Source organism: Rhodothalassium salexigens DSM 2132, assembly GCF_004341375.1.
In the GTDB taxonomy this organism is placed as follows: domain Bacteria; phylum Pseudomonadota; class Alphaproteobacteria; order Sphingomonadales; family Rhodothalassiaceae; genus Rhodothalassium; species Rhodothalassium salexigens.
This window is the reverse complement of record NZ_SLXO01000001.1, coordinates 117,474-138,162: the sequence shown is the minus strand read 5'-3', so window position 1 is coordinate 138,162 and position 20,689 is coordinate 117,474. Positions and strand designations below refer to the sequence as shown.

Below are 20,689 nucleotides of genomic sequence, written 5' to 3'. Positions count from 1 at the left end.
GCCGGGGCCGGTATCGCCATGCTCGCCGGGACCGGGCGCCGAGCCGCAAGCCCTCGACCGCCGTCCGTTGCCGGAGATGTCCATGCCCATCCGCACCCTCGACCAGATCCCGACGCCGGCGCTGCTGTTGGACACCGCCCGGCTCGACGCCAATCTGGGCGCCATGGCGGCGCGCGCGCGGGCGCTGGGCGTCACCTGGCGGCCCCATTTCAAGACCCTCAAGGCGCCCGCCGTCGTGCCCCGTCTGCGCGCCTTGGGCGCCACCGGTGCTGCGGTCAGCACGCCCGCCGAAGCCGCCGCCTGTGTCGCCGCCGGGCTCGGCGATCTGTGGTACACGGCGCCGTTCGCGCCCCATAAGGCCGCCCTGCTCGCGCCGCTGGTCGCCAACGGCCTGTCCCTGACCCTGTTGCTGGACGACCCCGCCCATGCCGCCCAACTGGACGCCGCGGCCCAAGCCGCCGGGGTCCGCCTGGGCGCGATGATCGAACTGGATATCGACGGCCATCGCGGCGGCGTTGAACCCGACAGCCCGCGCTTTGGCGACTTGTTGGGCGTGCTCGGGCAGGCCCGCGCGCTCGACCTCGTCGGGCTCTACGGCTATGGCGGCGGCACCTATGACCTGGCCGAGCGCCCGGCGCGCCAGGCGCTCGTCGCCCGCATCGCCGGCGGCGTCGCGGCGACCGCCGACCATCTGACCCGCCACGGCTGGACCGTGCGCCACCGCGCGCTGGGCGGGTCGCCGGTGTTGGCCGAGGCCCGGGCCGCCGACCTCGCCGGCATCGACAGCCTGTGCGCCGGCGTCGCCATGGTCGAAGACCTGGCCCAGTGCGGCAATGGCGTGGCCCAGCCCGCGCGCATCGCCCTGTCGGTGCTCGCCCGCGTGGTCCAGCACCAGCGCGAAACCGGCCGGCTGTTCGTCGACGCCGGCGCGCTCGCGCTCTCGAAGGATCGCTCGACCGGTCCCCAAGCCGACGACCAGGGCTATGGGCTGCTGTGCGACGCCCATGGCACCCCCTTGGGCGACGGTGACGTGGTGGTGACCGCGGTGTCCCAGGAACATGGGCTCGTCGCCCGGCGCGGCGGCGGCGCCCTGCCCGCCACACTGCTCGCCGGCGCGCTGGCCGCGGGCCAGCCGGTGCGCATCCTGCCCAACCACGCCTGCATCACCGCTGCGGGCCATGACGGCTATTGGCTGGTCGACGAGGCCGGCGGCGTTGCCGGCACCTGGGCGCGGGTCAATGGCTGGATTGCCCCCCCGCCCACGGCCCAACCGCCCGGCCAAAGCGAGGGCTGACCGGCGGTGCGCCGCACAATGGCTTGCCCGACGCCGTCCGGCACCATATATTCGCAATCATGAATATGCACGAGATGAAACAGTCCTCGCGCGCCGCGGCGGACCTGATGCGCCTGTTGTCCAACGAGCACCGGTTGATGATCCTGTGCCAATTGGTCACCGGCGAACGCAGCGTCGGCGCCCTGGCCGACCTGCTCGGCGTGCGCCAGACCGTGGTGTCGCAGCACCTGTCGCTGTTGCGGCGCGACGGCATCGTCGCCCCGCGCCGGGACGGGCAGACCATCTATTACTCGCTCGACAGCGCCGCCGCGCGCCAGGTGATCGAGACCCTCTACCGGCTCTATTGCGCCCCGGCCGAGGCCGCCGAAGCGACCGCCTGAGCGACCGACCGCCGCCCCCCCCGCGCTCATCAAGAGCGCTAAACGCCCCAACCGATGACGGGCCGCCTTGCAGGCGGCGGTGTCCGGGGTAAGCGCCCGTCCGTGGATGGCGTCGCTTCCGCTCGCCATGACCGTGTCGGAGTGGCCGTCCGACGGTCGCCGGTTTCGGTGCCATGGCCAGGTCGACCGGCCAGGGGCTCGATCCTGGCGGCCGGTTGCTTGGGTGCAGCGACACCAGGCAGCGGCCTGCCCGGCCAAGCGTCACGCCTGCTGCAATGGCGCGCGCAAGTGACGCCATCCACCGACGCCGGCGGGCGGGCCTCTGTCGGCTGCGGGTCGCGCCGCCCTCCCTGGGTGCCATCAAGCCCTCTTGTGGGCGGGCCTTATATTCGTATATACGCATATACGCGATTACCGAGACTTGACCGGGCCGCTAGGCGGGCCGGGTCTGGCGGTCCAGACTTTATCTGGCCAACCAGACGTGGCGCCACGGCGCGAGCGAAAGGACAGACGATGAATATCGACCGTTATGTGATTGCCTTCGCCGGCACCATGGTGCTGGTCAGCCTGACCCTGGGCCTGCTGCACCATCCCTGGTGGTTCGCGCTCACCGGCTTTGTCGGGCTCAATATGCTCCAGGCCGCGTTCACCGGCTTCTGCCCGCTCGCCTGGGTTCTGAAAACCCTGGGCATCAAGCCGGGCCAGGCGTTTTCCTGACCGTCGCCCAAGCCCCAACGCTCCCCGACCCCGGAGGTCTCCATGGTCACCATGTCCGAAGCCGCCATGTCCCGCCCCGGCCGCGCCATGGGGCTGGCGGCGTTTCTGAGCGTCGTGCTGATCGCGCTCACCGCCGTGCCGTCGATCTGGCCGCAGGCGGTCCCGGCGCTCCACGGCCTCAAGATCGACACCGATCCTGAAAACATGCTGGCCGACGACGAGCCGGTGCGCCTGTTCCACAACCGCATGAAGGCGGCCTTCTCGCTCAACGATCTGATCGTGGTCGGGGTGGTCCAGGAAGACCACCCCCAAGGCGTCTTCAACCCGAAGACGCTGGGCGAGGTCTATCGCCTGTCGCAGGCCGCCGAGACGCTGACCTGGGACGAGGAGGACGGGCCGGCCGGGGTGATCGCAGCCGACATCATCGCCCCCGACAAGGTGGACAATATCGACCAGGCGGGGCTCGGCTCGGTCAGCTTCAACTGGCTGATGCCGGCAGCGCCCGAGACGCCGGAAGCGGCCCAGGCGGTGCGCGACAAGGCGCTCGCCCTGCCGATGCTCGACGACACGCTGGTGTCGGGCGACGGGCGGGCGTTGGCGCTCTATATCCCGATCCGCGAGAAGAACGACAGCTACCGGGTCGCCGCCGCCCTGCGCGACCGGATCGCCGGCTTCGACAGCGACGCCACCTATCACATCACCGGCCTGCCGATCGCCCAGGACCAGTTCGGGGTCGAGATGTTCAAGCAGATGGCGATCTCGGCACCCGCGGCCATGGCGCTGATCCTGCTGCTGATGTGGCTGTTCTTCCGCAATCTCAACCTGGTGCTGTCGCCGATGGTGGTCGCCATGGTGTCGGTGATCGGCGCCATGGGGCTGTTGATCGCCACCGGACAGACCGTGCACATCATGTCGTCGATGATCCCGATCTTCGTGATGCCGATCGCGGTGCTCGACGCGGTGCACATCCTGTCAGACTTCCACGACCGCTATCCCCAGATCGGCGATCGGCGCAAAACCGTGCGCGCGGTGATGGAGGAGTTGTGGCGGCCGATGCTGTTCACCACCCTGACCACCGCAGCGGGCTTCGCCTCGCTGGCGATCACGCCGATCCCGCCGGTGCAGGTGTTCGGTATCTTCGTGGCGCTGGGGGTGATCTTTGCCTGGGCCGCCACGGTGACCCTGGTGCCGGCCTATATCGCGCTGATGCCCGAGCGCGCGTTCGAGCGGTTCCGCCGCGACGCCGCCGACGTCGCCGCGCACCCCGAGCATATCGGCTGGCTCGGCCGGCTGTTGCAGGGCGTGGGCGGGGTCGCCTATCGCCGGGCGCGGCTGGTGCTGGCGCTGTTCGTCGCCGCGGTCGCGGTCGCCGGCTATGGCATCAGCCTGATCGCCATCAACGACAACCCGGTCAAATGGTTCCGCGCCGACCATGAAATCCGCGTCGCCGACCGCGCGCTCAATGAGCGTTTCGGCGGCACCTATATGGCCTATCTGCACCTGGGCGCGGCCGAGCCGCGCACGGTGGCGAGCGTCGCCGGCGACCTGCGCGAGCGCCTCGCCGCCCTCGACAGCGCCCCCGCCCGGCGGCTTGCCGAGCGCCTGGACCAGCAGACGGAAACGGCGACCGACCCGCAGGCGCTGCTCGACGACCTGGCCGGCTGGGTGGCCGACGCCCAGGCTGCGGCCGGCGACGCCGACTGGCAGGCGTGGGAAGACGCCGCCATGGCGGTCGAGCGCGCCGCTCAAGCCGGTGACGTGTTCAAGGACCCCGCCGTCCTGCGCTATGTGGCGCAGTTGCAAGCGGCCCTCGAAGCGCGCGACGATGTGGGCAAGACCAACGCGCTGCCCGATATCGTCAAGACCGTGCACCGGGAATTGCTGGGCGGCGAGGACCAGGCGTTCCGCATCCCCGACAGCGCCGGCGGGGTGGCGCAGACGCTGATCACCTTCCAGAACAGCCACCGCCCGCAGGACCTGTTCAAGCTGGTCACGCCCGACTATCGCCAAGCGGTGGTGTGGCTGCAACTGACCAGCGGCGACAATGCCCATATGCGCGCGGTGGTCGATGCCACCGAAGCCTATATGGCGCAGAACCCGCCGCCCCGTGCGCTCGACCATGATTGGTTCGGGCTCACCTACATCAATGTGGTGTGGCAGGAGAAGATGGTCGCCGGCATGGCCAAGGCGCTGACCGGCGGCTTCGTGGCGGTGCTGATCCTGATGACCTTGCTGTTCCGCTCGCCCTTGTGGGGGCTGTTGAGCATGGTCCCGCTGACCGTCACCATCGCGTTGATCTATGGCGTGATCGGGCTGGTGGGCAAAGCCTATGACATGCCGGTGGCGGTGCTGTCGTCGCTGAGCCTGGGGCTGGCGGTGGACTATGCCATCCACTTCAATGTGCGCAGCCGCCAGATCCAGCAGCGCCTGGGCGACTGGCACGCGGCCTTGACCCATGTGTTCGGCGAGCCGGCGCGCGCCATCGCCCGCAATGTGATCGTCATCGGGGCGGGCTTCACGCCGCTGCTGGCCGCGCCCCTGGTGCCGTATCAGACCGTGGGCGCGCTGATCTCGGCAATTCTGGTCTGTGCCGGGATCGCCACCTTGATCGGTCTGCCGGCGCTGATCACCTTGTTCCGGCGGTGGCTGTTCGCCGACGCCCCCGCCAGCCAACCCGCGCAAAGGAGGGCCTGACGATGATGACCCGCTTGTTCCGCCGACCGCTCGCCGCCGCCCACGCCATCGCTGGCGCGGCCTTCGTGGCCGCCCTTGCCCTGCCCGGCGGCCTGACCCCCGGCGCCGTGGCGCAAGACCTGACCGACGCGCAAGCGATCGTCGACCGCGCCAGTGCCGCGTCCTACTATCAAGGCCCCGACGGCCGGGCCCGGGTGCACATGTCGATCACCGACGCCCAGGGGCGCGAGCGCAGCCGCGACTTCACCATCCTGCGCACCGATATCGACGACCGCGACAATGGCGAACAGCGCTTCTACGTGCATTTCAGCCGCCCCGCCGACGTCAACGGCACGGTGTTCATGGTCTGGAAGCATGTGGGCGCCGACGACGACCGCTGGCTCTATCTGCCCGCCCTCGACCTGGTGAAGCGCATCGCGGCGTCGGACGAACGCACCAGCTTCGTGGGCTCGCACTTCTTCTATGAGGACGTGTCGGGCCGCGGCCCGCGCGAGGACACCCACAGCCTCGCCCAGACCACCGACACCTATTATGTGGTCGACAGCGAGCCCAAGGACCCGTCCAAGGCCGAATTCGCCCGCTACCGCAACTATATTCACAAGGATACGTTCCTGCCGGTGAAGACCGAGTATTTCGACGGCCAGGGCAAGGTCTATCGCACCTATACGGTCGAGCAGGTGGAAACCATCGACGGCCACCCCACGGTGACCCGCGCGCGCATGGCCGACAGCCAGATCGGCGGCGCAACGGTGATGCGCTATTCCAGCGTCGCCTATGATGTGGGGCTGCCCCAGGACGTCTTCACCGAACGCTATCTGCGCAACCCGCCGCGCCAGCATCTGCGCTGAGCGGCGGGCGCCGTCCGCTCCCCCCGCGCCGCCGGCTCCCCAGACCGGCACCCGACCCGCGCAGCCAACCGGTCGGGCGGAAACGACACCGCAACGGGACGGAGCGGGCGGCCCCCCCCTCACCGCCGCCGATGGCCCCGACGCCGCCCCGAACCCCGCCCCGACGCGGCGCCGACCACAAGACCGAGGATCGCCCGCCATGCCGACCCGCCGCCGCTTTTGTCCGTGCCGTCTCCGGCGACGCCTTGCCGGCGCGGGGCTCGTGGTGGGGTTCGGGGCGGCCCTGGTCTCGGCCCCGGCGCTGGTGTCAGCGCCGGCCTTGGCCGACCCGCCGCCGCTGCCACCGGGGCTCGCCGCGCCGCCCGACCCAAACCGCGAGACCGCCGAGCGAAGCGAGACCAGCGCCGAGGGACCGGCGCTGCCGCCGGGCTTGGCGGCGCCGGCAAAGCCCGCCAGCCCACGCGCCGAGACGCCGCCGGCACTGCCGGCCGGCTTGGGCCGACCCGACGCCCCGGCGGCGGCCGACGATGCGGCCCAGACCACCGACGCAGCGTCGCCGGTCGACCGGGTCTGGGGGCGGATCTTGGATGGCGTCACCGGCTTTGCCGAAACCCGGGCGGCGGTGCGGCTGGCCGACGACCCGCGCCAGGATGCGTTCGCCATGGGCGAGGCGCGGCTGCAACTGGACGGCACCTGGTACACCGGGCCGGCGACGCTCAATCTGACCGTCGACTTCCTGGGCGACGCCATCGCCCGCGACCGCAGCATCGATCTGGAGCGCGGGCGCGGCGTCGTCGATCTGCGCACCGCCAACATCCTGCTGCGCCCGCTCGACTTCGCCGACGTCAAGGTCGGCCGCCAGATCCTCACCTGGGGGGTGGGCGATCTGGTGTTTCTCAACGACCTGTTTCCCAAGGACTTCGTGTCGTTCTTCATCGGCCGCGACACGGAGTATCTCAAGGCGCCGTCGGACGCCGTGCGGGTGTCGCTGTTCAGCGGCCTGGCCAATCTGGACATGGTCTATATGCCGCGCTTCGAGCCCAACCGCTTCATCACCGGCGAGCGCTTGTCGCTGTACAATCCCGCCCTCGACGCGCTGGTGGGCGGCGGCCGGGCGGTGCGCCCGGTGCCGCGCGACGACTGGTTCGGCGACGACGAACTGGCGTTTCGCCTCTATCGCAATGTGGGCGCCTTCGAGGTGGCGGCCTATGCCTTTCGCGGCTATTACAAAAACCCCGAGGGGCTGACGCCCGCCGGCGGCTTTCGCTTCCCCGAACTCGCGGCCTATGGCGCCAGCCTGCGCGGGCCCGTGGGCGCCGGCATCCTGAGCGCCGAGATGGCCTATTACCACAGCCGCGAAGACCCAGGCGGCACCGACTTCACCACCCCGAACAGCCAGTGGCGCGCGCTTATCGGCTATGAATGGGAGTGGCTGCCCAATCTGACCGTGGGCGCCCAGGTCAATACCGAGATCAACACCGATGTGGCCGCCCTGCGCGCCGCCCTGCCGGCGTTCATCGACGCCGAGAGCCCGTTCGCCGACCGCGCCCGCCATCAGCTGACCCTGCGGATGACCAAGCAGGCGCTCAACCAGACGCTGACGCTGTCCCTGTTCACCTTCTGGAGCCCCAACCAGAAGGACGGCCATGTGCGGCTGCGCGCCGGCTATAAGATCACCGACCAATGGCTGGTGGAAGGCGGCGCCAACCTGTTCTTCGGCGCCCGCAACGACAGCTTCTTCGGCCAGTTGCAAGACGCCGGTAATGTCTTCTTCGCCCTGCGGCGGAATTTCTGAGCCGGCGGCCCGGACCCGCGCCGCTTTGGCGTCGCCCCAAGCCCGGAATGCGGCCGCGTGCCACAATTGCTCCCCGGCCCTCTTTGATCGATATCAAGGCTCTAGCGGCCCAACGGCAGCTAGGGGAAGCTGTTGCGTCGTCGGCGCAAACCCTTGTACTGTGAGATGAGTTCGGCGGCTCCGTCTCGACCAAGCTCAACCACCCTGACCCAACCGATGGACGGTGCTATGAAACTGGCGAAATACGTTAAATTCCGGCAAGAAAAATTCGGCGGCGTGCTGTTCGAGACCCGGTCGGAAAAAGTCTTCACCCTCAACCCCACGGCTGCCGCGGTGATCCGCGAAATCGACGCCGGCACCGCGGAAGGCGACATCCCGGCCCGGCTGCAAGCGGAATTCGCCGCCCAAGACCCCGCCCAACTGGCGCGCGAAGCGGCCGATTTCACCCAGCAACTGCGCGACCAGGGCCTGGTCGAAGGCTGATATGATGGATGATGTCTCTCCCCAGCCGACGGACGGCGCCAAGGTCGAGGTCTCGACCCCGGGCGTCACCACGTCGGGCACGCTCGGCGCCCCGCTCTATCTGGCGTGGCAGCTGACCAACGAATGCAATTATGCCTGCCTGCACTGCATCGAAGAAAGCGGGCCGGGCAAGGCGTTCAAGGACGAGTTGAACGACGAGCAGGTGTTCGACGTGCTGCGTCAGGCGATCGATCTGTCGGTGCCCTACATCTCGCTGTCGGGCGGCGAGCCCATGGTCCATCCGCGCTTTTTCGAGTTCGTCGAATATGCCGCCGGCCGTGGCGCGCAGCTCAAGATCGAAACCAACGGCCACTATCTGACCAAGGAAGCGTGCCGGCGCCTGCACGATCTGAACGTCAAGTCGGTGCAGGTGTCCATGGACGGCGCCAGCCGCGAGACCTTCAACAAGATGCGCGTGCGCGGCGATTTCGACCATGTGGTCGAAGGCATCCGCAACTTGGTCGAAGCCAATGTGCCGCTGGAGATCAACTATTCGCCGACCAAGTTCAACACCCATGAGATCGGCCAGGCGGTCGACCTGGCTTATGAACTGGGCGCGCACAGCTTCTATACCGGCCGGACCATGTACACCGGCAACGCGGTCAAGACTTGGCACAAGCTGGTGCCGAGCGATGAGCAGTACAAACAATATTTCGAAACGCTCTACATGAAGCGGATCGAATATGGCGGCCTGTTGCGCGTGCACTATCACGAACAGGGGCTGCTGAGCGAGATGCGCGAGCGGGTCAAGAACCCGGCCGCCCTGTTGATCGTGCTGCCCAACGGCCTGGTCAAGCTGATCAACGCCCTGCCCTTCGTGTGCGGTGACCTGCGCCAGGACAGCCTGGCCGACGTCTGGGGCAATTTCCAGCGCGCCTGGCAGAACCCCAAGGTGGCGGAGTTCGTCGAGGAACTGGAACAGGACCCCGAGAAAACCGCCGACCTGCACAAATGGATCTATGTGTAACGGCTCATGACTGATCAAGCCTCTGTGGCGACCCGGCCGGCGGGTGGACCGGCGGTCTGGGTGGGTCGGCTGGCCAGCCTGATCCGCTATCGCTTCTTCCTCTATGCCGGTTTGCTGCCGTACTTGCTGGGCGCCGCCTGGGCCCATGGTATGGTCGATGTGTTCCGGCCCGACATGTTCTGGATCGGGCTCGGCGGCGTTCTGCTGTCGGTGATCGGGGTCGAGACCTTCAACGAGTATTTCGACAGCCGCATGGGCACCGACCGGGTTTTCGATCCCGAAGACCTGCCGCCCATGTCGCCGATGGTGCTCTATCTGGGCCTCGCCGCGTTCGCAGCGGCGCTGGCCGTGGGTATCTATCTCACCACCATCGCCGGTTGGCCGATCCTGCTTTATACCGGGCTTGGCGGCATGGCGGCGGCGTTCTATGTGGGGCCGCCCATTCGCTGGGTCTATCGCGGGCTCGGCGAAGCGGTGATCGCGCTGTCCTATGGGCCGTTGATGGTGTTGGGCAGCCTGCACCTGCACGCGCGCACCATGGACTGGGCGGTGATCGGCCCCGCGCTGCTCGCCTCGCTGGTGCCGGGCTTGCTGATCATGGCGCTCGCCGTCACCAACGCGATCCCCGACTATCACCAGGACCGGCTGGTCGGAAAACGCAATCTGGTGGTGCGCATGGGCCGCGAGCGCGCGGTGTGGGTTTACAACGGCATGGCCCTGGCGGCCTTGTGCGTGGTGGCCCTCGGCGTGGCGCTGGGGCTGTTCCCGCTCGCCTGTGCCGCCGCCCTGATCGCCCTGCCGTTGCTCTATCAAAGCCTGCAACGGGCGCGGACCAGTTGGCAAAGCCCGCGCGCCTTTGTGCCCGCGGTGCGCGCCATCGTGCGCACCTATGTGGTGACCACCGTGTTGTTCACCCTGGGGCTGCTGGCCGAGCCGCTGTTCGGCCTCAGCCTGTGACCGAACGGAGGACCCCCATGGCCGACGCCGGCCACAACGCCCCCCCGCAACAGATCCAGCGCCTCGGCGCGCCTCTGTTCGTGTCCTGGCAATTGACCCGGGATTGCGATCTGGCGTGCATCCATTGCTGCACCGAAAGCGCACCGGGCAAGGTGATGGCGGGCGAACTGTCGCGCGACGAGGCGCTGAACCTGGCCGACCAGATCATCGACCAGGGCGTGCCTTATGCGATGCTGTGCGGCGGCGAGCCCATGGTGGTGCCTCACTTCCTGGAGGTGGCCGAACGCCTGGGCCGCGCCGGGGTGCAGCTCAAGATCGAAACCAACGGTCAGCGCTTCAACGCCGACACCGCAGCGCGCCTGGCCGACCTGCCGGTGCGCTCGATCCAGATCAGCCTCGACGCCGACGACCCGGCGATCTATGCGCGGCAACGCCCCGGCGCCTCGCTCGACAAGGTGCACGACGCCTGTCGGGCGGTGCGCGCGGCGGGCCTGCCGCTGGAAGTGACCTTCGCGCCGACCCGGGTGAACATCGCCCAATTGCCCGCCGCGATCGCCCGGGCGCGGGAATTGGGCGCGTTCCGGTTCAACACCGGCGCCTTGATGCGCATCGGGAACGCGGCGCGCAATTGGCGCAAGCTCGAACCCACGGACGAGCAATACACTCTCTTCCGGTCCATTTTGGAGCGGGAGGCGGAGTCCGGCGACGCGGGGATGGAGCTTTGCTATCTCCCGTTCCGGATGGAAGACGGGCTGCGCCAGTGTCTCGCAGAGCCACCGGCGACCTTGCTCGTGCTTCCGAATGGCCAAGTGAAAGCGTTGGCGGCGTTGCCTTACATCGTCGCCGACATCCGCCTGGACAGCCTGGCGGACGCTTGGCTAAACTACCGTCAGGCTTGGCGAAATCCGGCACTGTTGTCGGCAGTCGAACAGGCCGCCGGCGATAATGCCGACCATGCCACGGCCAATGCCTGGCGGGCGTTGGCGGTGCCCCGCACCGAGTGCAAAAAAGGAGCTTTGCAATGAGCGAAAGCACTGTGACCCAAACCGCGAATACGCTGGACGAGGCCCGCAAGGACCAGCCGGCCGCTTCGCGGGACGGCATGACCTGGGAAACTCCGAAGATGGAAGACGTCTCGGAGCAGGTTATGGCCCAACCCTACATCCGGTTCACCTGATCCGGATCGTTCGGCACCGCCGGTTCGCCGGCGGTGCCACTTTCTCGTCCCCCGCGCCGGTCGCCTGAACGACCGCTGCCACAAGGCGCCGGGACGGTGCAGGATCATCGCAGCGCACCCGCGCGCCGATCCCCCCATGCCAGCGCCCAAGCCGTCGCCCCCGATGCGCACCGGCCGGCGCTGTTTCGTCTTTGTACGCCCCTTTTGGTGCCCACCCTTAGTTCACGGACGGTTCGCTAGCCCATGCTTCCCGGAGCCACGATCGAAGATTTCAGCGCCCCCCTGTTCATCGCCTGGCAATTGACCAACCGCTGTAGCGGCCGCTGCATGGCGTGTTGCGAAGAGTCGGGCCCCGACAAGGGCTGGCCGGACGAACTGACCCGCGACGAGACCGTGCGCGTGGCCCAGGAGATTGTCGACGCCGGCATCCCCTATGTGGCCTTCGGCGGCGGCGAGCCCATGGGCGTGCCCCATGTGTGGGACATTTTCGAAACCCTCAACAAGGGTGGCGCGGCGCTCAAGATCGAGACCGACGGCCAGTATATCGACGCCGAGGCGGTGCAACGGCTGAAAGACCTGCGGGTCGACAACGCCCAGATCTCGGTCGACGGCGGCACGCCCGAAGCCCATGCGCGCATGCGCCCGGGCTCGGCCACGTTCGAGCAGGCGACCAACGCGCTCAAGCTGCTGGCCGAAGGCGGCATCCCGGCGGAATGGGTGTTCGTGCCCACGCGCCACAATCTCGACGAGGCGGTGGCGGCCTATGACAAGGCGGTGGAGATCGGTTGCCACGCCTTCGTCACCGGCCCGTTGATGCGCATCGGCCGGGCGGCGTTCGACTGGGCCAATATGGCACCCGACGCCGACGACTGGCAGCGCACGGTCGAAGCCCTCGAAGCGCGAGCGCGCGTCCATGGCCAGGACACCACGCGGCTGTCGATCTACCCCTGGGATATCGAATCGGAAATCCAGCAACGCCTGGACAGCCCCCAGGCGATGATGCTGATCGTCCCCAACGGCCGCGCCAAGCTGTTGAACGCCCTGCCCTTCGCGCCGGGCGACCTGCGCCGGCAGACGATCCTGGAAGCCTGGGAGTCCTACAAGCGCGGCTGGCGCAGCCCCGAGGTCGCCGACTTCATCAAGCGCTGCAAGACCGAGCCCGACCTGCTCAAGCACGCCAACGAAACCTGGGCGGTGGCCGGCGCCTGACGCCGCGCGACCAGCGGTTCACCACCAAAACGAGGGGGCGGCACCCGGTGCCGCCCCCGTTTGTTTGACCGTGGCCGCAATAGCCGGCGCCAAGGCGCCGCGGCTCAATAGAGGTCGTCGTCCTCGACGCACTCGCGGACCAGGCGCGAGCACGCCTTGATGCTGCCGAAGCCCCAGCCGGCGTGGTTTTTCGAGCGCACCGCGGTGATCCGGCCGTCGCCGTCCACATGGACCGTGAACACGCAGGCGCGCTCGCGGTCGGCTTCGTCGGGCACCGGCTCGGACAGCAACAGGCCGCCATCGTCGCGCATCTGGGCCGAGGAATAGGCGTAGCGCACGCCGCCGCCCTGGGTCCAATCGGCCAGCAACGGCTCGCCGATGCACTGTTCGAGCACGGCCACATCCTGGCCCACCAACTCCGCCTTGGCCTCGCGCACCGTGTGCAGGTGCGGCGCGCCGCAGCCAGCCAGAAAGCCCGTAAAGACCGTGGCCGAGGCCAGCGCCAAGACCCGTGCCAAGCCCCGAGAGCGGGGCGCGCGTTCCATTGTCTGGGTCATGGTCAGCCCCTCCCCGCTTGCGCCAGCACGGCGTCGCGCCGGCGCAGGCGCAGGCCGTCGCGCATGTTCATGCCCAACAGCACGATGTTGGCCGCACCGGCCAGCAACTCGACCCCCTGAACGGCATAGAACAGCGTGTCGAACTGGCCGGCCTGGGCGCGGATCGACAGGATCAGCGCCGACGGCACCAGGATCACCAGGCCGTTGATGGCGATGATCGGCATGCGCCGGCGCTTGGCCTCGACGAGCCCGGCGCGCCAGCCCTGGCCGAGCCGGAACCCCGACCCGCCGGCCACCATGAGCGCCGGGATCAGCACGAAAAAGCCCCAGGGTATCCAGGTCTTGACCATCACCACCGCCGCCGTCGCCCCGGCCGCCTCGGTGATCGCGGTCGCGCCCCAGAAGGTGCAGATGGTCGCCAGCGCCAACGCACCGGCGACCGCGTGGAGTGTCTTGAGCATCGTTGATCCTCCGTGTCGTGACATTTCTATAGCAAGCTATATATCATTGAATAGCTCGCTATTCAATGCTGGAATGGGACCATGGAGTTTGAAAAAGATCGCTCGGCGGGGTATCTCGCCAACCATCTGGCGCGGCTGTTTGCGCGCCATCTGCACGCCCGGATCAAGCCCTTGGGGCTCAGCCCCGGCACGTTTCCGGTGCTGCTGGAACTGTGGCGCGAAGAGGGGCTGACCCAGCGCCAATTGGTCGAGCGCCTGGACATCGAGCAGGCGACCATGGCCAACACGCTGTCGCGCATGGAGCGCGACGGCTTGATCGTCCGCACCAGGGACGAGGCCGACGCGCGGGTGCAACGGGTTCGCCTGACGCCGCGCGCGAAAGCGCTTGAAACCGCCGCGCTCGGCGCGGCTGAGGCGGTCAACCGCACGGCATTGGGCGATTTGGATGAGCCGCAGCGGGCGGCTCTGATCGGTCACATGCAGCGGATGATCACTGCCTTGCAGGCCGCGCCGCCTGGGATCTCGCCGACCGGCGCCCCAGAGACCGGTGGTCCAGAGACCGGTGCTCCAGAGGCCACCGCCAACGAAGCCGCCACCAACCAGACCGCCGCCAAGACCATGAGCGCGGCCGGCCCGGAGGCCGGTGCCGGTCCCGAAGCCGATCCCGAGGCCGCTAAGCGGGCCGCGCCGCCGCCGACCGGCGATCTGGCGATCGCCACCAAGCCGACGCGCGGTGGGGCGTGATCCCGGTCGTGGCCAGCTACTCGGCGGCTTTCGGCTCGGCCGGTTTGCCGTTCGGCTTGCCCGCCGGTCTGGTGGCCGCGCCATAGCTGTCGAAGCCGTTGCGTGCGGCCAGACTGACCACCTTCGTGGCTTCGTCCCAATACTCGCGCATGGCATTCTGCATGAACGACGAATATAGTTGGAACGCATCGCCCGGAGACGCGCAGGTCTCCAACGCGTGCTGGAAGTCCATGTCCTTTTGCAGCCGCTGGCGAGCGAATTCGGCCAATTCCTCTTGGATGCTCACCCAGCCTGACAGCAATTTACCGTTCATCGCGGTCATCGTGCGCATCTGGCTGGTGCCCATCTCCAGCATGGCACTGTTGTCGAACATGGTCGACATGTCGGGCATACCGGGGGCGGTCTTCTTATTCTCGGCAGTGGCGCTCGTCTTTGCTTGTGGCATCGAGGTCCGTCCTTTGGTCTTGGTTTTGGAATCTCGCGGCGTTTTGGAATCTCGCGGCGCGCCGGCGGCGGTGGACGCCCACCGCCCGGGTCGAGACTTGCCCCGCCAGCATAGGCGCCCAAACCGGCCACCTGTTGACGGCCGTCAATCAACCGCCATAGCCTGTGGCGTAAGGCTGGAACGGCCGGCGCGAACCCGGCCCCGGTCAACGCGTTTCGCGTGTCACCGAACGCTTCGCGCCCTTGGTTTGGCAGCGACCGTCCCCGACAAGGTGGCCATGTACACCGCGCGCTGGCTGGTTGCGCCAGCCGGCATGGGGGACATCTGAGCCATGACCGACGATCGGGATCGACCGATCCAGCCGCCACGCCAGACCAGGGTCGGGCGGTGGCGGCACCTGTCGCTTTGGGCGGTCTGTACGGCGACCATCTTCGCCACCTTCGCGCTCGACCTGGTGGGCCCGCCGGCCTACGCGGCCAATGGCTTTCCCTATCTGCTGGCGGTGCTGGCGGTGCCGCGCGGGCGGCCGCGTCCGCTGCCGGTGCCGTTGTGGGTCGCAGCGCTGGTTCTGGCCCTGTTGTGGGGCGGCGCGGTCTGGCATGGCGACGGCAACCTGGCCATCGACCGCATCGTCGCGTCGGCATTGGTGATCGCGGCCGCCTGGTATCGCTGGCCGACCCAAGCGAGGCGGGAGGCAGCCCCCATGGACGCCGCCGCGACCGACGAGCTGAGCGATATGCCGGTCCGACTGCTGACCCGGGCGGTCGAGGCGACCGATACCGGCATCATGATCACCGACCCGCGCCTGCCGGACAATCCGATCATTTATGCGAACCCCGCCCTGTCGCGCATCACCGGCTATCCCGCCGATGAGATGATCGGGCGCAATCCGCGCTTCCTGCAAGCCGATCTGGGCGACCAGGCGGCCCTGGACGACGTCCGCAGCGCGGTGCGCGCGGGGCGCACCGCCGACGTCCGGGTCGAAAACCGGCGCAAGGACGGCCGCGTGTTCATCAATGCGCTCCAGATCTCGCCGGTCCGCGACGTGAGCGGCACCCTGACCCATTTCATCGGCATCCAACGCGACGTCACCGATCAGGTGGAGACGGAGCGCAAGCTCCGCGACGAAACCGATCTGAACGCGGCGATCCTGGAGACGGTCGAGGCGCTGATCCTGTTGATCGACGCGGCGGGGCGCATCGTCCACGCCAATCGGGCCTGCGAGCGGCTCACCGGTTACCGCCTCGACGCGCTGCGCGGCCGGCGCGTGGCCGACCTGCTGCTGCCGCCCGACGAAGCCGCGACCATGGCCGCAGCCTTCCACCCCGACGCCCAAGGCGGCTATGTCCAGCGCTTCCAATCGGTCTGGCTGACCCGCGACGGCCTGCGCATCCGGCTCGCCTGGTCGGTCAGTCCCATGCACGGCGCCGACGCGGTCGACAATTATTACGTCTTTTCCGGCCTGGACATCACCCAACGCTGGGCCCAGGAGGCCGACAGCGAACAGGCCCGCAAGATGGAAGCGATCGGCGAGTTGACCAGCGGCATCGCCCACGATTTCAACAATCTGTTGACCGTCATCCAAGGCAATCTGGAGTTTTTGTCCGAGCGGCTCGATCTCGACGCGCGGCTCGCCCGGCGCGTCGCCGATGCCCGGGAAGCGGCCGACCTGGGCGGCAAGCTGACCCGCAATCTGCTGGCTTTCGGCCGACGCCAATCGCTGCGCCCGGAATTGGTCAACCTGAACACCCTGGTGGCCACCCTGTCGGATTTTCTGTCGCGCACGCTTGGCGAGGCGATCACCGTCGAGACGGTTCTGTCGGCGGTGCCGCCATGGACCAAGGCAGACCCCGCGCAGGTGCGCAACGCGCTGATCAACCTGGCGATCAATGCCCGCGACGCCATGCCCGACGGTGGCACGCTGACCGTGTCCACATCGGTCGAGCCGAGCAATGACGATGGCGGCCAGGATCCGGGCACGGGCCAGGACATGGGCCAGGGCAAGGGCCAAGGTCCGGATCAGGGCCAGAGCCAGGGCGCGGGGCGCGGTCCGGGCCGGACCGGCGCTGCGAGGCCGTCATCGACCCCGGGCTTGGTGCGCCTGCGGGTCAGCGACACCGGCGTCGGCATGACGCCCGAAATCAAGGCCCGCGCCTTCGAGCCGTTCTTTACCACCAAGCGCGAAGGCGCCGGCACCGGGCTCGGGCTCAGCAGCATCTACGGCTTCGCCCGCCAATCGGGCGGCTATGTGCGGATCGCCAGCACGCCGGGCGTCGGCACCAGCGTCGACATCCTGTTGCCCCGACACGACAGACTGCCCACGGCCGACGACGACCGGGCGGCCCTCGGCCCGCAAGGCGGCAGCGAACGCGTCCTCCTGGTCGAAGACGACGACCGGGTGCGGCGCATCACGTCCGCGCAACTGGAAGATCTGGGCTTCGCGGTGTGCGAGGCCGCCAATGCCGCCGAGGCGCTGGAGCGCCTCGCCGACCCACCGCAACCCGATGTGCTGGTCACCGATGTGGTCATGCCCGGCGGCATGGGCGGCGTGGCCCTGGCCAACAAGGCGCGGGCCATGCTGCCGACGCTGGGTGTTCTGCTGATCTCCGGCTATGCCCCGCCGGACCTGAGCCCGGCCGCCGATACCGGCGGCGAAAGCCCGACCGCCGAGGCCGCCAACCCCCTCGCCCGGCCCTTTCCGATCCTGCTCAAGCCGTTCAGCCGGGCCGATCTGGATGCCGCGGTCAGGGACGTCCTGCAGACGGTTCGACCGGGCGGCCGATCCGCTGGACCAGGCCATTGAAGACATAGCCGGTGCCGCGAACCGTGCGGATCAGGTCGTGTGCGGCACTCTTGGCCGACAGCTTCTTACGCAGCCGGGCCACCAGGCTGTCGATGGTCCGGTCATAGGGCTCCCAGGTCGCCCCGCGGGTCAGATCCATCAACTGGTCGCGGGTGAGCACCCGCTGCGGACGGTTGAGAAACGCCAGCAACAGGTCGTACTCGATCGCCGTCAAGCCCACTTGCAAGCCATCGGCGGCCTGTAGCTCGTGCAGATCCAGGTCCAACTCCCACTGGTCGAACCGCAACCGCCGCCCGCGCGCCGGCGCTTCGACCTCGGCCGGGCCATCGGGGGCGGACGTCGGCGCGCTGCGCCGTAGCACCGCGCGGATGCGGGCCAGGATCTCGCGCATGTGAAACGGCTTGGCGATATAGTCGTCGGCGCCCACCTCAAGCCCCGCGACCCGATCGACCACATCGCCCTTGCCGCTGACGATGATGATCGGCGTTTGCGCCCGGCGGCCCAGCTCGCGCGCCACCGATAGGCCATCTTCGTCCGGCAGCGCCAGGTCGAGGGTGATCAGGTGGTAATCGGCCTCGTCCAAGGCCTGCCACATGGCGGCGGCGTCGCGGGCCACGTCCACCCGATAGCCCTCGTCGCCCAGATAGTCGGCGATCAGCCGACAAAGCCGATCGTCGTCATCGACCACCAGGATGCGCTGTGCGCGGTTGGCCGCCATGATCCCTGCCTCCGACCGTTGGCAGCGGCTGATCGCCGTGTCCGGCGGATGGCCGACCTTGCCACCGGCAATCCTCGCCACCGGCCGTCCCTTGTGCCCGCCCTGTGTGCGCGCAGACCACCTCGTTCATATTTTATACACCATAAACGAACATCGCCACCATAATCGCAGCGATAAACGACTTTATCCTGAGATTGCTTTTCAACCGAGAGCAATGCAGGGACGAAAATGAAACAAAATGACAAAATTTGTTATGGCACGTCGGTTTCAGGCAAAACCGCCGCTGCCTCGACCCCGCTCGCTTTGAGCCAATTGGTCAACCATCGGCTTGGGCCCGCCGTGGTGCGCGAGTATCCCCGCGCCGCCGTGCTGTATGGGCAAGAAGAACACTGCACCAGTGTCTATCAGGTGCTGTCGGGCGCGGTGAAGACCTATCGCACCGACCTCGACGGCAGCGAACATGTCACCCGCTTTGCACTCGCCAATGATGTGATCGGGCTGCTCGACCATAGTCGACATCTGGAAACCGCCGAGACCACCTGCCAGACCACGCTGCGCATCTGGCCGCGCGCGCGCCTCGATGCGCTGCTGGCCCAGGACCCGCGCGTCGCCGGCGACCTGTGGCGGGCCACCCACGCAGCGCTCGACCATGCCTATCGCCAGTTGGCGATCATCGGCCGCAAACCGACCATGGAGCGCGTCGCCTGGTTCCTGCTCGACCTGGCGGCACGCTATCGCGGCCAGAACCGCCACCCGACCCTCCGCATCGCCATGACCCGGCGCGATATCGCCGACTATCTGGGCTTGTCCACCGAAACCGTTTGCCGTTGCCTGACCCGGTTACGGGCGCGACGGGTGATCGACACGCCGAAATGGGATCTGGTGGTGCTGCGCGACCCGGCGGCACTGGAAGCGCTGTGTCTGACCGAGCCGGCCGAGACCGCCGACGATCCCGATGACGACACCCTGCGCCTGGGGCGCGCGGCGCGCGTCTGACCGACCGCGGCGCCGGGCGGCGGACCGGCCGGCGGAAGACCGGCACGACAGCAGACCCGGGCTCGCCCGGCGCCGTTGATGACCGTCAATCGACCGCCGCTCGATGGCACTACATTGGGCCTGTCGGGCCAAGGCGGCCCGGCACCAGACGACGAAGCCAGTCGATGAATGGAGCAAGCCGATGAACGAAGCCAGCCCCCTTCCCGTCCGTCGTCGCGGCGGTGTCCCGCAGCGGCGGTCGCTGTTTCATCCCTTCGACAATCTGCGCCAGGAAATGGAGGACCTGTTCGACACCTATTTCCCGTCGACCAGCCTTTCCAGCTTCGACGAAGCCGGTCGCGACCTGGCCCGTCTCGACGTGATGGAGACCGAACACAGCGTCGAAATCAGCGTCGACCTGCCGGGCATGGACCCCAAGGACGTGGACATCACCCTGACCGACGGGGCGTTGATGATCCGCGGCGAGCGGGTCGACAGCCATGAAGACAAGGCGCGCGACTATCGCCATGTGGAACGTCGCTACGGCGCCTTCTACCGGCGCGTCGCCCTGCCCTGCGATGTGAACGAGGATCAGGTTGAAGCCCGGTTCGAAAACGGTGTCCTGACCGTGTCCCTGCCCAAATCGACGGCGGCCAAGGAACACGAACGCAAGATCCACATCAAGGCGGCCTGAACCGGCGTCAGTTGAACCGGCCTCGTCGGAGTGCGCTCCCCCGGCGAGGCAAGCCGGAAAGGCGGCGCGGTCAGGCCGGCCGTCAAGAGGACGGACAGCAACGAGGCTCCCAGGGTCGCCGCCAACGGGCCAGTCAGAGAGCGGGCCGGTAAGAGAGCGGGCCGGTAAGAGGGCGCGTCGGTACGAGAGCGGCGCGCCGTCAAGAGAGAGGCCGGCACGCGAGCCCGAGCAGAGGCCGGCGCCACGGCCGCGCGCGGCACCCCGGCCCGCCCGGCCGCGTGCCATAGCGCGCCCCCACCTGACGCCCGGCGCTTTCGGCCCAGATCGGCTTATGCCCGCTGCTCTTGACCGTCGTGGCGGTAAACAGGAGCTTGGGGGCCGTTGTCGGCTCCCAAGCCCTGTGGATCATGGCGAACCGCGTCGCCCGTCAGACCGCCGTCGATTGCGGAGGCACAACGGCACGGCTGCGGCTCATATCATAGAGGGCCCGTTTCACCTGGCCCCAGTGTTCCACTTCTTGACGGTCGCCCAATTGCCGACAAAAGGCCTGAATGCGGGTCGCTTCCGCTTCGGCGCGATAGCCATGCACGTTTTTCATATAGCGAGCGACCGCGGTGACGACGACATCTTCCATAGCATCCATCTCCCCAAAGCGATGCTGGCCGGTCCAGTCTGGGGCATGCCCGCCCGGGTCCGATTGACGGTCATCAAGAAGACCGGCGGGCGACCGGG

At 68.1% G+C, this 20,689-nt stretch carries 21 protein-coding genes; 16 read left to right on the top strand and 5 right to left on the bottom strand.

What is annotated here, in order from left to right; all coding sequences use genetic code 11:
- Window positions 1-82 precede the first annotated feature (82 nt).
- From EV659_RS00635 to EV659_RS00585, 12 genes are all read left to right on the top strand, one after another.
- Window positions 83-1,294 carry an alanine racemase gene (locus tag EV659_RS00635; protein WP_165878631.1) on the top strand — a complete coding sequence of 404 codons (1,212 nt, stop codon included), beginning with the start codon at window positions 83-85 and terminating at the stop codon, window positions 1,292-1,294.
- Between the two features lie 74 nt (window positions 1,295-1,368).
- Window positions 1,369-1,674, top strand: a complete 306-nt coding sequence (locus EV659_RS00630; protein WP_132706525.1) for an ArsR/SmtB family transcription factor — start codon at window positions 1,369-1,371, stop codon at window positions 1,672-1,674.
- A gap of 513 nt (window positions 1,675-2,187) precedes the next feature.
- The gene (locus EV659_RS00625; RefSeq protein WP_132706523.1) at window positions 2,188-2,391 is read left to right on the top strand and encodes a YgaP family membrane protein; all 204 of its coding nucleotides are present in this window, start codon (window positions 2,188-2,190) and stop codon (window positions 2,389-2,391) included.
- Between the two features lie 42 nt (window positions 2,392-2,433).
- A complete protein-coding gene (locus tag EV659_RS00620) occupies window positions 2,434-5,085 on the top strand; it encodes an efflux RND transporter permease subunit (RefSeq protein ID WP_132706521.1) in 2,652 nt (883 codons plus the stop codon).
- A 2-nt stretch (window positions 5,086-5,087) separates the two neighbouring features.
- On the top strand, window positions 5,088-5,933 hold the full coding sequence (locus EV659_RS00615) for an outer membrane lipoprotein-sorting protein (protein ID WP_200288125.1): 846 nt from the start codon (window positions 5,088-5,090) through the stop codon (window positions 5,931-5,933).
- A 199-nt stretch (window positions 5,934-6,132) separates the two neighbouring features.
- Window positions 6,133-7,728 carry a hypothetical protein gene (locus EV659_RS00610; protein ID WP_132706519.1) on the top strand — a complete coding sequence of 532 codons (1,596 nt, stop codon included), beginning with the start codon at window positions 6,133-6,135 and terminating at the stop codon, window positions 7,726-7,728.
- Between the two features lie 228 nt (window positions 7,729-7,956).
- The gene (locus EV659_RS00605; protein ID WP_165878630.1) at window positions 7,957-8,211 is read left to right on the top strand and encodes a PqqD family protein; all 255 of its coding nucleotides are present in this window, start codon (window positions 7,957-7,959) and stop codon (window positions 8,209-8,211) included.
- Window positions 8,212-8,215: 4 nt separating this feature from the next.
- Window positions 8,216-9,217 (top strand): radical SAM protein, encoded by a 1,002-nt coding sequence (locus EV659_RS00600; protein ID WP_165878629.1) that lies wholly within the window; start codon window positions 8,216-8,218, stop codon window positions 9,215-9,217.
- Between the two features lie 6 nt (window positions 9,218-9,223).
- A complete protein-coding gene (locus tag EV659_RS00595) occupies window positions 9,224-10,174 on the top strand; it encodes a prenyltransferase (protein WP_132706513.1) in 951 nt (316 codons plus the stop codon).
- 17 nt (window positions 10,175-10,191) lie between these two features.
- The gene (locus EV659_RS00590; RefSeq protein ID WP_132706512.1) at window positions 10,192-11,199 is read left to right on the top strand and encodes a radical SAM protein; all 1,008 of its coding nucleotides are present in this window, start codon (window positions 10,192-10,194) and stop codon (window positions 11,197-11,199) included.
- A complete protein-coding gene (locus EV659_RS14605; RefSeq protein WP_165878628.1) occupies window positions 11,196-11,351 on the top strand; it encodes a hypothetical protein in 156 nt (51 codons plus the stop codon). Before EV659_RS00590 ends, EV659_RS14605 begins: the two co-directional genes overlap by 4 nt.
- 243 nt (window positions 11,352-11,594) lie before the next feature.
- Window positions 11,595-12,560, top strand: a complete 966-nt coding sequence (locus EV659_RS00585; RefSeq protein ID WP_132706510.1) for a radical SAM protein — start codon at window positions 11,595-11,597, stop codon at window positions 12,558-12,560.
- A 104-nt stretch (window positions 12,561-12,664) separates the two neighbouring features.
- Here the strand turns inward: EV659_RS00585 and EV659_RS00580 are convergent, their stop codons facing one another.
- On the bottom strand, window positions 12,665-13,117 hold the full coding sequence (locus EV659_RS00580) for a hypothetical protein (protein ID WP_200287346.1): 453 nt from the start codon (window positions 13,115-13,117) through the stop codon (window positions 12,665-12,667).
- A gap of 2 nt (window positions 13,118-13,119) precedes the next feature.
- Entirely contained in the window at window positions 13,120-13,578 is a 459-nt protein-coding gene (locus EV659_RS00575) for a hypothetical protein (protein WP_132706508.1), read from the bottom strand.
- Between the two features lie 81 nt (window positions 13,579-13,659).
- Here EV659_RS00575 and EV659_RS14800 point away from each other — a divergent pair, with 81 nt between their 5' ends.
- A complete protein-coding gene (locus tag EV659_RS14800) occupies window positions 13,660-14,322 on the top strand; it encodes a MarR family winged helix-turn-helix transcriptional regulator (protein WP_200287347.1) in 663 nt (220 codons plus the stop codon).
- A 16-nt stretch (window positions 14,323-14,338) separates the two neighbouring features.
- Here the strand turns inward: EV659_RS14800 and EV659_RS00565 are convergent, their stop codons facing one another.
- Entirely contained in the window at window positions 14,339-14,767 is a 429-nt protein-coding gene (locus EV659_RS00565; protein ID WP_132706506.1) for a phasin family protein, read from the bottom strand.
- Between the two features lie 331 nt (window positions 14,768-15,098).
- Between EV659_RS00565 and EV659_RS00560 the strand changes: the two genes are divergently transcribed.
- The gene (locus tag EV659_RS00560; protein WP_132706505.1) at window positions 15,099-17,570 is read left to right on the top strand and encodes a PAS domain S-box protein; all 2,472 of its coding nucleotides are present in this window, start codon (window positions 15,099-15,101) and stop codon (window positions 17,568-17,570) included.
- Here the strand turns inward: EV659_RS00560 and EV659_RS00555 are convergent.
- Window positions 17,512-18,288 (bottom strand): response regulator, encoded by a 777-nt coding sequence (locus tag EV659_RS00555; RefSeq protein WP_132706503.1) that lies wholly within the window; start codon window positions 18,286-18,288, stop codon window positions 17,512-17,514. The genes EV659_RS00560 and EV659_RS00555 overlap by 59 nt on opposite strands.
- 228 nt (window positions 18,289-18,516) lie before the next feature.
- Here EV659_RS00555 and EV659_RS00550 point away from each other — a divergent pair, with 228 nt between their 5' ends.
- Window positions 18,517-19,284, top strand: coding sequence for a helix-turn-helix domain-containing protein (locus tag EV659_RS00550; protein ID WP_132706501.1), 768 nt, complete (start codon window positions 18,517-18,519; stop codon window positions 19,282-19,284).
- A gap of 181 nt (window positions 19,285-19,465) precedes the next feature.
- Window positions 19,466-19,957 carry an Hsp20/alpha crystallin family protein gene (locus EV659_RS00545; RefSeq protein ID WP_165878627.1) on the top strand — a complete coding sequence of 164 codons (492 nt, stop codon included), beginning with the start codon at window positions 19,466-19,468 and terminating at the stop codon, window positions 19,955-19,957.
- Between the two features lie 427 nt (window positions 19,958-20,384).
- Here the strand turns inward: EV659_RS00545 and EV659_RS00540 are convergent, their stop codons facing one another.
- Window positions 20,385-20,591 (bottom strand): hypothetical protein, encoded by a 207-nt coding sequence (locus tag EV659_RS00540; RefSeq protein ID WP_132706497.1) that lies wholly within the window; start codon window positions 20,589-20,591, stop codon window positions 20,385-20,387.
- Between the last annotated feature and the right edge of the window lie 98 nt (window positions 20,592-20,689).